General features: G+C 64.1%; 13 protein-coding genes. 9 read left to right on the top strand and 4 right to left on the bottom strand.

Going from position 1 to position 13,480, the window contains the following annotated elements; all coding sequences use genetic code 11:
* The first annotated feature begins 17 nt into the window (after nt 1–17).
* A complete protein-coding gene (locus AC062T_RS03540; protein WP_476027447.1) occupies nt 18–1,190 on the top strand; it encodes a glycosyltransferase family 4 protein in 1,173 nt (390 codons plus the stop codon).
* On the opposite strand, the gene AC062T_RS03535 is transcribed toward AC062T_RS03540, so the two are convergent.
* The gene (locus tag AC062T_RS03535) at nt 1,147–1,779 is read right to left on the bottom strand and encodes a histidine phosphatase family protein (protein ID WP_476027445.1); all 633 of its coding nucleotides are present in this window, start codon (nt 1,777–1,779) and stop codon (nt 1,147–1,149) included. The two genes, AC062T_RS03540 and AC062T_RS03535, sit on opposite strands and share 44 nt — an antisense overlap.
* Nucleotides 1,776–2,633 carry an NAD-dependent protein deacetylase gene (locus tag AC062T_RS03530; RefSeq protein ID WP_476027443.1) on the bottom strand — a complete coding sequence of 286 codons (858 nt, stop codon included), beginning with the start codon at nt 2,631–2,633 and terminating at the stop codon, nt 1,776–1,778. Before AC062T_RS03530 ends, AC062T_RS03535 begins: the two co-directional genes overlap by 4 nt.
* A gap of 128 nt (nt 2,634–2,761) precedes the next feature.
* On the opposite strand from AC062T_RS03530, the gene AC062T_RS03525 reads away from it, so the two are divergent.
* The 3 genes from AC062T_RS03525 (at nt 2,762) to AC062T_RS03515 (ending at nt 6,093) form a co-directional block, all read left to right on the top strand.
* The gene (locus tag AC062T_RS03525) at nt 2,762–3,592 is read left to right on the top strand and encodes a TrmH family RNA methyltransferase (RefSeq protein ID WP_476027441.1); all 831 of its coding nucleotides are present in this window, start codon (nt 2,762–2,764) and stop codon (nt 3,590–3,592) included.
* A gap of 10 nt (nt 3,593–3,602) precedes the next feature.
* On the top strand, nt 3,603–4,829 hold the full coding sequence (locus AC062T_RS03520) for a D-alanyl-D-alanine carboxypeptidase family protein (RefSeq protein ID WP_476027438.1): 1,227 nt from the start codon (nt 3,603–3,605) through the stop codon (nt 4,827–4,829).
* 160 nt (nt 4,830–4,989) lie between these two features.
* Nucleotides 4,990–6,093 carry a fatty acid desaturase family protein gene (locus tag AC062T_RS03515; protein ID WP_476027436.1) on the top strand — a complete coding sequence of 368 codons (1,104 nt, stop codon included), beginning with the start codon at nt 4,990–4,992 and terminating at the stop codon, nt 6,091–6,093.
* 32 nt (nt 6,094–6,125) lie between these two features.
* Here AC062T_RS03515 and AC062T_RS03510 read toward each other — a convergent pair whose 3' ends face one another.
* Nucleotides 6,126–6,893 carry an SGNH/GDSL hydrolase family protein gene (locus AC062T_RS03510; RefSeq protein ID WP_476027434.1) on the bottom strand — a complete coding sequence of 256 codons (768 nt, stop codon included), beginning with the start codon at nt 6,891–6,893 and terminating at the stop codon, nt 6,126–6,128.
* Between the two features lie 149 nt (nt 6,894–7,042).
* Between AC062T_RS03510 and AC062T_RS03505 the strand changes: the two genes are divergently transcribed.
* Complete coding sequence (locus tag AC062T_RS03505; protein ID WP_476027432.1) at nt 7,043–7,306, top strand: GlsB/YeaQ/YmgE family stress response membrane protein; 264 nt, start codon at nt 7,043–7,045, stop codon at nt 7,304–7,306.
* Nucleotides 7,307–7,432: 126 nt separating this feature from the next.
* A complete protein-coding gene (locus AC062T_RS03500; RefSeq protein ID WP_476027449.1) occupies nt 7,433–9,250 on the top strand; it encodes a DEAD/DEAH box helicase in 1,818 nt (605 codons plus the stop codon).
* Nucleotides 9,251–9,272: 22 nt separating this feature from the next.
* Here the strand turns inward: AC062T_RS03500 and AC062T_RS03495 are convergent, their stop codons facing one another.
* Nucleotides 9,273–10,544: a glutamyl-tRNA reductase gene (locus AC062T_RS03495; protein ID WP_476027431.1), complete on the bottom strand. Its 1,272-nt coding sequence runs from the start codon at nt 10,542–10,544 to the stop codon at nt 9,273–9,275.
* A gap of 38 nt (nt 10,545–10,582) precedes the next feature.
* Here AC062T_RS03495 and hemE point away from each other — a divergent pair, with 38 nt between their 5' ends.
* The 3 genes from hemE to AC062T_RS03480 all read left to right on the top strand — a co-directional run.
* Nucleotides 10,583–11,674 carry a uroporphyrinogen decarboxylase gene (gene hemE / locus AC062T_RS03490; RefSeq protein WP_476027429.1) on the top strand — a complete coding sequence of 364 codons (1,092 nt, stop codon included), beginning with the start codon at nt 10,583–10,585 and terminating at the stop codon, nt 11,672–11,674.
* Nucleotides 11,667–13,079 carry a protoporphyrinogen/coproporphyrinogen oxidase gene (locus tag AC062T_RS03485; protein WP_476027427.1) on the top strand — a complete coding sequence of 471 codons (1,413 nt, stop codon included), beginning with the start codon at nt 11,667–11,669 and terminating at the stop codon, nt 13,077–13,079. Before hemE ends, AC062T_RS03485 begins: the two co-directional genes overlap by 8 nt.
* 3 nt (nt 13,080–13,082) lie before the next feature.
* A partial coding sequence (locus AC062T_RS03480; RefSeq protein ID WP_476027425.1) for a chlorite dismutase family protein occupies nt 13,083–13,480 on the top strand: 398 nt, incomplete at its 3' end.

Here is a 13,480-nt window from a genome sequence, read left to right as displayed (position 1 = left end):
TCGGCGATTCCTAACCCGTGAAGCTTGTCTTCGATTGCCGTTATACGCGGTTCGAGCGTCATGACGGAATCAGTCGTTACACGGCAGAACTCGTAACCGAGCTTGCCAAGCTCGCCGATGTGACGATGCTCATCAGCGACCGGCGCCAGCTCGCGATGCTGCCAGACTTGCCGTGGATTATGGGAGTCACGCCAACGAGCCTTCGCGAGCCGTGGGTCTCCCTCACGGTCAACAAGGTCAGGCCAGACGTTGTCTTCAGCCCGATGCAGACCATGGGTTCGGTCGGCCGCAAGTATCCCCTCATCCTCACCTTGCACGACCTGATCTACTACCGCAGCCCCACACCGCCCCGCGACTTCTCCTGGGCAGTGCGCGCCGGATGGCGGGTCTACCACCTGAGCTATCTGCCCATCCGGATGCTGCTTCGCCGGGCGGATGCAGTGGTCACCGGTTCCTTCACCACGCGTGACGAGATCTATGAGGCAAAACTCACCGACCGGGATCTCACGGTCGTGCGCAGCGCCGTTCGCCCGCCAGCGGAGCCGCCCCGCCGCAAGCAGCCCACCGGTCGGGAACTCGTCTACATGGGCTCGTTCATGCCGTATAAGAATGTGGAAACGATAGCGCGCGCCCTGCACGAACTCCCCGGGTACACGCTGCACCTCTTGAGCAGGGGAAGCGACAATGATCGCGCGCGACTCACGAGCATCGCCCCAACCGACTCCCTCGTTTTTCACGGCGGCGTCAGCGACGCTGAGTACATCGCAGCACTGAGCTCGGCGACCGCCCTCGTTTCCGCCTCGCGCGACGAGGGGTTCGGAATCCCTCTCGTGGAGGCTCAGGCAGCGGGAACCCCCATTGTGGTCAGTGACATCCCGGTGTTTCACGAGGTCGGCGGAAACGCTGCCCTGTTTTTCGATCCAGATGACCCCTCGGCGTTGGCCGCCGCAATTCTGAAGCTCGAAGAGCCGGGGGAGTGGATCAAGCGATCCGAACTCGGAGTCGCCCACGCGGCACACTTCAGTTGGCAGGAATCGGCACGGCGACTCTATGAACTCGCTCGAAGCCTCACGGAAGACATCGCTCCGTTGGCGGATGTTCCCGTCACGGGCGCCTCTACCGCAGAGAATCCCACCACCGGCAGGTCTACGGCGACTCCTCGCGACGCTCGACCGCATTCTGGCGCCTAATATCTGACTTTTTACGACCAGCGAACGACACATCGTCGAAGCCGACGAGGGTCAATCCGCCGTCGTCGTAGCGCAACGTGTGAATGGAGCCGTTGGTTATCGGCTCGGTATGATGCAGACCGCCCTCGGGCTGCAGCGCCATGAGGACTGAGCGGATGAGCCCACCGTGGGTCACGGCGAGAACGCTGCCGTCGCTGAACTCCTCGCCCAGAGCAATCAGCGCGGGGATCGCACGACCGACAACCTCGAACCGAGACTCTCTGCCCGGAACAGCGGCCTCTTCGGGAAAGCGAGCGTCGAGCTCGGTGCGGGTCAGGCCCTCGGCTTGCCCGTAGTTGCGCTCCACAAGCTCGGGAATCACGATCGGCTTAGCCAGTCCGAGTTCGTGAGCGATGATCTGGGCCGTCTCTCGCGCACGGCTCAGGGGGCTTGCGACAATGTGGTCCCACTGGTGCCCCGCAAGCTGCGCGGCGGCACGAAGTGCTTGGCGACGCCCTGTTTCGTTGAGAGGGATGTCGGATCGGCCCTGGATGCGACGGGCCTTATTCCAGTCGGTTTCGCCATGCCGAATGAGGTAGAGGGAGGTCATGACACCAGCCGTCTGGTGAGCTCTTCGAGGGTGTCGGTCGTGCCCGCATCGATTTTGAGGGTTGCCCTCGTATCGCCTTTAGTGACCCCGCGATTGACGATGACAACTGGGGACTTGCCTCGGAGAGCGACCTCCAGCAGCCTGATGCCGGAATTAACTACGAGAGACGAGCCGGCGATGAGCAGGGCGTCGGCGGAGCGGACCAACGCTCGGGCCTCGGCGAATCGCTCGACCGGAACGAACTCGCCGAAGAACACCACATCAGGCTTGAGCATGCCGCCGCAAACAGTGCAGGTGGGGACGACAAAGTCGTGGAGTGCCTGGGGCGTTGCATCGCCGTCAGGGCCCAGCGCACCCGCGTCCACCGACGTGAGCCAGGGGTTCGCAGCCTCAAGAGACTCTGCGACGGCAGACCGAGCAAAGTACTGCCCACAGTCGAGGCAGCGAACCCGATCCATCGAGCCATGCAGGTCGACAACTTTGGTGGACCCGGCGGCAACGTGGAGCCCGTCCACGTTCTGCGTCACGACCCCGTTGGTGATTCCGTGTTCTTCAAGCGTTGCCAAGGCACGGTGCCCACCGTTCGGCCGGGCCGCCGAAAACGCCCGCCACCCTAGATGGCTGCCCGCCCAATACCGCTTGCGATACTCAGCGCTTTCGAGAAACTGCGAATACGTCATGGGAGTGCGGGCAGGCGCACCCTCGCCCCGGTAGTCAGGAATACCGGAGTCGGTGCTCATACCAGCGCCCGTGAGCACGGCCAGTGTGCCGCCGCGCACGATCGAGACGAAAGCATCCATGGCTTCAGGGGTCGGAGCACCGGATGCGGTGGTCACCGCGACGTTCTCCGGCATGGGATCTCCTTGCGTTTCAACAGGTCCGCCGCCGTGCGCTGCAGCCTTCTCACACTTTAACGGTTGCGGGTATCGGATATGTTCCTCGGGTGCCCTTCACAGCATCCTGGGCGCGGAGGAGACGAACGATGCCCGTAATTCGCGTGAATGACCTCACTGCCCCGGGGCTCGACGATTACGCACGGCTCACCGATGTCGTGCTGAGGCGGCTTTCGGAACCCGCTGGCGGGCTCTATATCGCCGAGTCGTCAAAGGTGATCCAGAGGGCCATCGCGGCGGGCCATCGACCCCGGTCGTTCCTGGTGCTCGAGAAATGGCTGCCCGAGGTTGAGCACCTGGCCGAGCAGTTCGATGTTCCCGTGTTCGTGGGCGACGATGACGTGCTCAGCTCTCTCACGGGGTTCAGCCTGCATCGCGGAGCGCTCGCATCGATGCATCGACCGGCGCTTGTGCCCGTCGACGAGTTGATCGCCGACGCCCACCGGGTGGTCGTTCTTGAGGATCTCGCCGATCACACGAATGTTGGTGCCATCTTTCGGGCGGTTGCCGGCCTGGGCGCCGACGCGGTGCTGATCACACCTCGGTGCGCTGACCCGTTCTATCGCCGCAGCGTTCGCGTGAGCATGGGAGCTGTGCTTCAGGTGCCATGGACCCGCCTGCCTGAGTGGCCGGAGGCGCGACAGATGCTCTCGGCTCGCGGGTTCCACATTGCCGCCCTCGCTCTCGAAGACGGTGCGGTGCCGCTTGACGAGTTTTCGGCTGCCGTTCCCGAGCGCCTTGCGATCGTGATGGGCTCTGAGGGCGATGGCCTGAGTCGGGCGGCGATCGCCGCCGCAGACACCGTCGTCACAATTCCGATGTCACGAGGCGTCGATTCCCTTAACGTGGCGGCAGCTAGTGCGGTAGCGCTGTGGGAGCTGCGGCCGCGCCGCACATCCTCGCCTCCCGCCGCCTCCTAGAATCGACCGTGTGCCCGTAACATCCCACACCTACCGACGACGCAGACTGGCCGTATTCGGGGGTGCCGCGGTTCTGCTCATCGCTGGTGCATACCTCCCCATGACGTTGTTGGCACCACTGTCGCCTACGGCCGCAGTCGTGATCGAGACGGATGTTCCCGTGGTTCCCTCAGCGGAACTTGCCTGGCCGCAGAGCACGGCGGTGGGCGTCGCAGCTCTGGGATATCCGGGCATGCTCGCGTCGGCGGGTTCCACCGAGGCGCTGCCCATGGCGAGCCTGACCAAGGTTGTCGGCGCCTTGACGATTCTCGATGCGCGCCCGCTTGAACTCGGCCAGAGTGGCCCGGACATCACGTTCACCAAGCAGGATGCCGCGCTCTACGGCAGTTACCAGGCAATGCAGGCGACCGTAAAACCGGTGAGGAGCGGTCTGGTTCTGACGCAGTACGAGACCCTTCAGGCGAGCCTCATTCCGTCTGCGGCTAACTACGCCACCTCGCTTGCCATCTGGGCCTTCGGCTCAGAGAAAGCGTTTGTCGACGCCGCAGGGGAGTGGCTCACCGAAAACGGGCTGGACGAGACCACGGTGACCGAACCGACGGGACTAGACCCGCGCAATACGAGCACGGTTGCCGACCTGGTGGAGCTCGGCCGCATCGCGCTTTCTCACCCCGTGATCGCCGAAATCGTCTCGACCCCCGCAGTAACCCTGCCGACGGCCGGCCTCCTCGAGAACTCCAACAAGATTCTCGGCTCCCTTGGCATTGACGGCATCAAGACCGGCACCCTCCCCGAGGCCGGAGCCTGCCTGCTTTTCTCCTCCGACTTCGTGGTGGGCGACGCGACAATCACGATCATCGGTGTGGCGCTCGGCGGCTCACTCCACTCCGTGCAGAACCCGCAGATCATGGAGCTCGTCCGCACTGTGCAGGCTGGGTTCACCGAGATAACTCTCGCCACAGAAGGGGACGAGTTCGCCCACTACGGCACAGAGTGGGGAGATAGCGCGACGGCCGTCGCAGCGTCGACCGCCACAGCTGTCGTGTGGGCGGGGACTCCCATCTCCTTCAGCGTCGAGGCTGATTCGGTGACCACTGCCGACGACGCGTCCTCCGTTGGCACGGTCACCTTCACGGTCGGCTCTCAGGTGATCAAGGTGCCCCTGGTTCTTGAGGGCGATCTCGAGGATCCCGGGGCAGCGTGGCGTCTCGGAAACCCGGCACTGGTCTTTTCATAGGCCGCTATATGCTTCACATAGCATATATAAGTCTGGGAATATGCCGGAAGTGCGTGGCTAACGATGTTTCGTCCAGTCGACTGCCGTAGTGTCTCCTCTATCCGTTGCAGCATTCGCTTCATCTCCAACCGACTGGGAAGTCACCAGAATCGAGGAAAGAGTGGACGAATCGTCCGTAGCGCAGCCCGTCGTAACCTTCACCCGCACTCGGCCCGGTGGGGATCGCAAGAGCCCGACGACTGAATACTCATCGCTTCTGAACACCGTGCGCGATGCTGGCCTTCTCCGCCGCCGCACAGGCTTCTACTACGCGATGTTCGCCGGAATCACCCTGGCTCTCGGCGGAGTAATCACCGGCTTCATCCTGCTGGGGGACAGCTGGTTCCAGCTGCTCATGGCCGCCGCGCTCGGCATCATCCTCACGCAGTACGCATTCTTGGCCCACGAAGCCTCGCACCGCCAGATCTTTACCTCCGGCAAGGTCAACGACATGGTTGGCCGCACGCTCGCTAACGCGTTCGTGGGAATCAGCTACCAGTGGTGGATGACCAAGCACTCCCGCCACCACGCGAACCCCAACGTCGTGGGCAAAGACCCCGACATCGAGCCGGACTTCATCGTCTTCCAAGAGGCCGACGCAGCAAAGACCAAGGGCCTCTACGCCTGGCTGCTCAAGCGCCAGGGCTACCTGTTCTTCCCCGCTCTCATGCTCGAGGGCATCAACCTGCACATCCACGGCTTTACGACCGTTTTCGGTCGCGCCAAGGTGCAGGAGCGCTGGGTCGAGATCGTCATGCTCACGACCCGCATGGCCGCATACCTCACGGTCGTCTTCCTCTTCTTGCCGCTCGGAATGGCTTTCGCCTTCATCGGTGTGCAGATGGCTGTGTTCGGCGTGTACATGGGTGCATCATTCGCCCCTAACCACAAGGGCATGCCAGTTCTGCCCCACGACAGCAAGGTCGACTTTCTGCGTCGCCAGGTGCTCACGTCTCGCAACATCAAGGGCGGCTGGTTCATGGACACGTTCATGGGCGGGCTCAACTACCAGATCGAGCACCACCTGTTCCCGAACATGCCTCGCCCCGCCCTCCGCAAGGCGAACGAGATCGCCAAGGAATACTGTGCAACGCACAACATTCCCTTCACCGAGACGACGCTGATCCAGTCGTACAAGATCGTGATCGAGTACCTGAACAAGGTGGGGCTTGCCTCGGGCGGCGACCCGTTCGATTGCCCGGCTGCCGCGCAGTTCGGCCGCTAGTACGCAGCGCTCTGAGCGCCCCAGTATCGACGCTAAGCGTCGAAGCCGGGGCGCTTTGCTGTTATGCCGTCACCGGATGACTGGTGGCGGATGCGCCGCACCACCCAGGGCACAAAGTACTCACGCGCCCAGACGATGTCATCTGCTCGCGCCGTGCGCCACGGCCGTACCGGGAGCGGTTCAGCCGCGAACGGTTCCAATTCGTGAGGCACTCCGAGGGCATCAAGCATGGCCATCGCGATGGCCTGGTGCCCGACGGGGGAGAAGTGCAGGCGGTCAGCATCCCACATGCGGGGGTCCCGAAGCTCACGGAGTGCCCACATGTCGACGACAACAGCGTCGTGCCGGTGGGCAACGGCGCGAACGTTCTCGTTGAAGATGGCCACCTTTCCCCTGATGCGCTTCATAACAGGGGTCATACCAATGTCTGGTCCCGTGAACAGGACGATCGCTGCCCCGTCGCGGCGCAGGCGTCCCACGGCAAGCTCAAGCCGCGCCGCCACCTCGTCGGGGTCGGTGTTGGGGCGGATGATGTCGTTGCCGCCGGCGGAGAGCGAGATGAGATCTGGCTTCAATTCGAGTGCCGGTTCGACCTGCTCGTCGACGATCTGCTGAAGCAGACGCCCCCGAATGGCAAGGTTTGCATAGGAGAAGTTCTCGGTTCCGAGCGCCAGGGTCTCGGCAACTCGATCGGCCCAACCCCGGTTGCCTCCCGGGCTTCGGGGCTCCGGATCCCCTATTCCCTCGGTAAAAGAGTCGCCGAGTGCGACGTATCGAGTCCACGGATGCTGAGGGGTCATCTCCCCATGCTGCATCACTAGGCTGCGCATGCGCAAAGCGCTCTATACCCCCGAACTCAGCAAATTTCCAGCTTGTCTCGTTCTTGCCAGAGTGGAACCATGACCCGCGTGCCAAAAACAGAAGGCACCAGATTGGGAGTGAATTCATCATGGGAATCATCGCGTGGATAGTTCTAGGGCTCATCGCTGGCGCCATCGCGAAGGCGATCCTGCCAGGCAACCAGGGCGGCGGATGGGGAATGACCCTTATTCTCGGCGTCGTCGGAGCACTCCTGGGCGGATGGATCGGTAGCGCCCTCTTTGGAATCGGACTGGAGAACTTCTTGTCGATTCAGACGTGGCTCGTTGCCATCGTCGGTTCCATTGTCGTTCTGTTGATCTGGGGACTTGTCACGCGCGGTCGACGCGCCTGACCTTTTAGGGCGACACGCCCGCCCCAGCAGACTGCGAAACGCCGTCGCGACCCGCTCATGCGGGGCGCGGCGGCGTTCGTGTCGCTGGCACCGTCTGACGCTGCGGCTACCATTGAGCTAGTGAACATGACGCCGCCCTCCGACCGCCCCAGCGGCGCACGACAGGTGGGCACATCGGCGGCAGAGCACCTCTCGCCCGCGTTCCCTGAGCGCGCAGTTCGAGGCACAGCGAGCAAGCTTCGCGCCTGGCAGCAGGAGGCCCTCGACCTCTATTTGAGCAAGTCCCCTCGCGACTTTCTCGCCGCCGCGACCCCCGGCGCAGGCAAGACAACCTTCGCCCTCCGCATTGCCACCGAGCTGCTCGCCAGCGGCACGATCAACCGCATCACGATCGTCGCCCCAACGGAGCATCTCAAGAGCCAGTGGGCCGATGCTGCTCATCGCGTCGGCATCCGCATCGATCCGAACTTTCGCAACGCCGATGGCCGTGCAGGGCGCCACTATCACGGTGTGGTCGTCACCTATGCGCAGGTAGCCACTCGAGCCGCGTTGCACCGTTCAATGACCGAGAGCGGCCGCTCCCTCGTGATCCTCGACGAGGTACACCACGGTGGAGATGCCCTGAGCTGGGGCGATGCTATCCGCGAAGCGTTCGAACCAGCGACCCGCCGCCTGTCGCTCACGGGTACTCCGTTCCGCTCGGACACCTCTCCCATCCCCTTCGTGGAGTATCTGCCCGACGAGAAGGGCATCCGCACCTCCCGAGCGGACTACAGCTACGGCTACGGCCGTGCCCTGGCCGACGGTGTCGTAAGGCCCGTTATCTTTTTGTCCTACGCCGGCAGGATGCGATGGCGCACCCGATCTGGTGACGAGATGGAGGCAAATCTCGGCGCGGGCGACACCAAAGACATCACGGCCGGAGCCTGGCGGACCGCGCTCAACCCTGAGGGAGACTGGATTCCGTCGGTTCTGACCGCTGCCAATAGGCGCCTCACCGAGGTGCGCAACCACGTTCCCGACGCCGGTGGCCTCGTTATTGCCACCGACCACTTTGCCGCACGGGCCTATGCCGACATCCTGCTCAAGATCACGGGCGAGCAGCCCACCGTCGTGCTCTCCGACGAGAAAGAGGCGAACGACCGTATCGCCCAGTTCTCTGCCGGGACGTCACGGTGGATGGTGGCGGTGCGCATGGTGTCTGAGGGCGTCGATGTGCCGCGACTCGGCGTGGGCGTCTATGCAACCTCAGCGTCGACCCCACTGTTTTTTGCCCAGGCCATCGGTCGTTTCGTGCGCACGCGTCGCCGAGGCGAGACGGCCTCGATCTTTTTGCCAACGGTGCCCGCCCTGATGGCGCTCGCCCAGACGATGGAACTGGAACGCGACCACGCGCTCGACCGCGAAGATCGCGAGGGCCTCGAAGAGATCCTGCTCGACGACGACGCCCTGGGGGACGCCAACCGCACCGAGGCCGCCTCAGCGGATGCGGACCTTTTCGATTTCAAAGCTCTCGCCTCTGACGCGTCGTTCGATCGCGTGCTCTACGACGGAGGCGAGTTCGGCTTTGCCGCCGAAGTCGGGAGCCTCGAAGAGCTCGATTTCCTCGGCCTGCCCGGACTACTCGAGCCCGATCAGGTGCGTGAGCTTCTCCAAGCGCGACAGGCCAAGCAATCCCGCCGTACCGAGGGGCGCAAGCGCGTTGCCGAGGCCCTGGGCGGCGAGCTGCACGAGGCCCAGGCTCTGCATCGGACACTCAAGGAGCAGCGAAAGCTTCTCAACACGCTCGTTGGTATGCGCGCCCGCAGAACGGGAGAAGCCCACGCGTCTATTCACGCTGAGCTTCGCCGCATGGTGGGGGGGCCACCCGTTCCCCAGGCTAGTGTTGCCCAGCTGCAGGCTCGCATCGATCTATTGCGCAAAATCGCAACGTCGTCCCACTGAGTGAGGCGAGACTGATCTTCTCTTAGGCGGGGAGGTCGTCTTCGAGTGCCGACAGCTCGGACTCGGCCCGGGCATCTGCGATGGGCCCCAGGAGCGTTTCAACGGCGAGGAACACCTGCTCGGCTTCTCCCGTCCTGGCCGTGGCCCGGGCGCGCTCTGACGGCACGTGGAGCAGCACGCCGATGAGGTGGCGCATATCGGCTTCGGCCGACTCGCTCCAGGTTCCTCGGCGCCGCGTTCTCTCGATCTCTCTCTCGAGAATCTCAAATGCCGCGCCTCTCAGCGCTGAAATTGCGGGGGCGGCGCGTCGTTCGGCTTCCAAAGCCCTGAATTCCGCAGCAGCGTCGAGCACCATCTCGTGGGCGTCGCTTGTGGCGGTGAGCTCTTCGAGAGGCGCATGAAGGCGGATCGTCTCCAGATCAAGAAGCTCGACCCCGAGAATTTCTGCAACGGCCGGGTCAACATTGCGGGGGAGACCTAGGTCAACGATCAAGCGGCGGCTGCCGGCCGTGAGCAGATCTGCCGTGACAACCGGGGTCGGTTGGCTGGTGCACGTGACGACAACAGTCGCGGCGGCCAGCGCCGTGGAGAGTTCGTTAGTGGCAACGAGGCCGAGGCGCGTTGCAAATCGGGCCGCTCGCCCCGAAGGAGAGAAGACCGTGATGTCGCGAACGCCGCGATCACGAAGGGCAGCAACCGTTGTTGCCGCGTAGGCTCCCGTTCCGATCAGAAGTACGGGAGTCGCCGACCAGTCCGAGATTCGACTTGAGGCCAGCTGAAGGGCAAGCTTGACCACCGAGCGCCCGGCATAACCGATGGCGGTGCGAGATTTGACTCCGCGCGATGTGGTCGACGCCCGCTGAAAAAGGCGTTCAAGGCTGGATGTTGCGATGCCCTGGGTGCGAGCGTCAACGAGCGACCGACGCACTTGACCCGAGATTTCATCTTCGCCGATGACGACTGACTTGAGACCGGACGAGACGGCGAAGAGGTGCTGAACTACGTCGTCGCCGCCGAATGACTCGATGGAGCGTTCAAGGACCGCGACAGGAATCTCCATCGACTCAGCAATGCTGTCGACGACGTGTCTCGCCGTCTCAGGGAGATTGGCCATAGCTACATCGTCAACATCGAGGTACGCCTCGAACCGATTGCAGGTGGCAACCACCACAGCTCCGCTGACGCTGTCGTTGTCGGCAACGATGCGTTCACCGATGCCTGAACCGCCCGCCGACAGTTTTTCCAAGACGTCGAAACTCGCACTCTTGTGGTTGGCGGAGAGACAGAGAAGCACGAAAACAATAGTACTCGCCTTAGTGACAGACTTGCCGGGTGACCCTTTCTGCCGATCATCCCCTGAGCGACGGCCGCACCGCTGGTTCCGCTCTCATCCGTAACTACCGCGGGGAGCGCACTGCACCCCTTCCCGTCTGGTTCATGCGCCAGGCCGGGAGATCCCTCCCTGAATACCGCGAGTTGCGGGCCGGGGGCAACATGCTTGAGGCCTGTCTCACGCCGGGCCTGGCCAGCGAAATCACCCTGCAGCCCGTGCGTCGCCACGGCGTCGACGCCGCGATCTTTTTTAGCGACATCGTGATCCCGCTGCGTCTCGCCGGCGTTGGCGTCGAGATCGTCGCCGGGCGCGGTCCGGTGCTGGACCACCCCGTTCGCACTGCGGCAGATGTCGCCGCGCTGCCAGACCTCGACCCCGACTCGCTCGCCCCGATTACCGAGGCCGTCGCCCTCACGGTCTCCGAGCTTGGATCGACGCCGCTCATCGGCTTTGCCGGCGCTCCCTTTACCCTGGCCTCGTACCTTGTCGAGGGTGGTCCGTCGCGAGAGCAGCTTCGTACCCGCGCCCTCATGCACTCTGAGCCCCAGGTGTGGGCGGATCTGCTCACCTGGACTGCTGATGTGACGGGCGCATTCCTCCGAGCGCAGGTGCTCGCGGGCGCGAGCGCTGCACAGCTCTTCGACTCGTGGGCTGGCTCCCTCTCGCTTGCTGACTACGAGCAGCGCGTCGCCCAGCACTCCCGTCGCGCGCTCTCCCACATCGCTGACCTCGACGTGCCGAAAGTGCATTTCGGAGTCGGAACTGGTGAGCTCCTCGTCGCGATGCGTGATGTCGGTGCGGATGTTGTCGGTGTCGATCACAGAATCCCTCTCGACGAGGCCAACCGTCGCCTGGGGGGCTCGACTCCTGTGCAGGGCAACATCGACCCGGCCCTGCTTGAGGCTCCCTGGCCGATTCTCGAGGCCCATGTCCGCGATGTACTCGCCCGCGGAGCATCCGCCCCCTCGCATGTTGTGAATCTCGGTCACGGAGTTCCCCCCGAAACCGATCCCACCGTGCTGACGAGGCTCGTGGAGTTTGTGCACGAGGCATCCGCAGACGACGCTCATCAGGTGGGCGCGAATGCGTGATGACGATGCGCCAGACGACACCGACGCTGCGACCGAACCAGCTCCGGCCGCCGAGCATGCGTCGCCGCCCGTTGACGTCGTTGTGGTTGGCGGCGGAGTCGCCGGTCTGGTCGCCGCCAGGGAACTGATCCTCGCGGGCCTCAGCGTGACACTGGTCGAAGCGACGGGTCGTCTCGGCGGCCGGGTCGGCTCGCACCAGGTCGCCGGGCTCACCCTCGATTCGGGCGCCGAGAGCTTTGCCACCCGCGGCGGGAGCGTTGCGGCCTACATCACCAAGCTCGGGCTGGGCGAAGACATCGTGACGCCCAATCCTGCAGGAGCGTGGCTGCAGCGCGATGACACCACAGCGCTACCGCTGCCCAAGGCTGGGGTGCTAGGAATCCCTTCGGTTCCGCTCGCGGCCGATGTGATTAACGTGGTCGGATTCTCTGCGGCCCTGCGCGCCCAACTCGATTCGCTGTTGCCCGGCGTAATCGGGTCCCGCGCCACGACGCTAGGGGAGCTCGTGCGCAAGCGCATGGGTTCCCGCGTCGTCGAACGACTCGTTGCCCCCGTCACGATGGGCGTGCACTCACGCCATCCCGACGAGCTGCCTCTCGACAGGGTCGCTCCCGGGCTAATAACGGGGCTCAAGCAGGAGGAGTCACTCGCTGCTGCGGTGCGCGCCATGCGATCGGCTTCTGCCGCAGGAACACAGGTGGCGGGCATCCGAGGCGGAATCTCACGCATCGTCACCGCACTCGAGGCGGCACTAGAGCGGTTTGGCGTAACGGTGCTGCTATCCACTCCCGTCGACTCGATCGACGATGAAGGGGTAGTTCTCTCTGACGGTCGGCGCATCGACGCGCGTCACGTGGTCCTCGCCGCCCCCGATGCGCACCTCACTAGCCGCGCGCCAGCGGCGACCGTCGCGACCCCCGAAGACATCGTCTTGGCGACCCTCGTGGTGCGGTCAGCGGCTCTGGATGCCGCACCGCGTGGCACGGGCGTACTCGTCGCTCGGGCCGCCACATCTGTCACGGCGAAGGCCCTCACGCACGCGACCGCCAAGTGGGCCTGGCTCGCCGAATCCGCCCAAGACGCCCAGGGCCACCGCCATGTGTTGCGGCTGTCCTATAGCGCGGCTCGACTGCGCGATGCGCCGGCGTCCGACCTTCGTGAAACCGCACGCGGCGATGCGGCGCGGCTGCTCGGAGTGCCTATAACACCAGAGCAGGTGCTGGGGTTTGCCCGCATCGAATGGCCGGGTGTCGTGCCCGATGAACGGCCCGCCCCTGCCGGCATCACAACCATCGGCGAATCCGTTGCCGGAACCGGCCTGGCGGCCGTCATCGCGCAGGCACGCTCGGCCAGCGCGCAAGTCATCGAGGATTTCCATTCCCAGGCAACGGCGGGGGATGATTGATCCATGACTTTCACGCCGCCGGAACCGATCGTTACGCCCGTTGCTGGGGAGACTGAATACACCCTGTGGGCCGTGCTTCGCCGGGACCCCGCGAACCCTGTTGAGTCGACGGATTCTGCGGAACTCGCCGCGACCGTCGATCGCGTGCAGCAGGCCGGCGTGACGGTTCGTGGGTTCTACGATGTCTCGTCGATCCGCGCCGATTCCGATCTCATGATCTGGTTGCACGGCACCTCTCCCGAGGCTATTCAGGCCGCGCTTCGTGACCTGCGGCGCACGAGCATCCTGAGCCCGCTTCTGCCCACATGGAACACGATGGGCGTGCACCGCGACGCCGAGTTCAACACCAAGCACATTCCCGCTTTTATGCGCGGCAAGGAGCCTGCTGATTGGCTCACCGT

Source organism: Homoserinimonas sp. (assembly GCF_056262345.1).
This window is presented reverse-complemented; position numbering and strand designations above follow the sequence as displayed.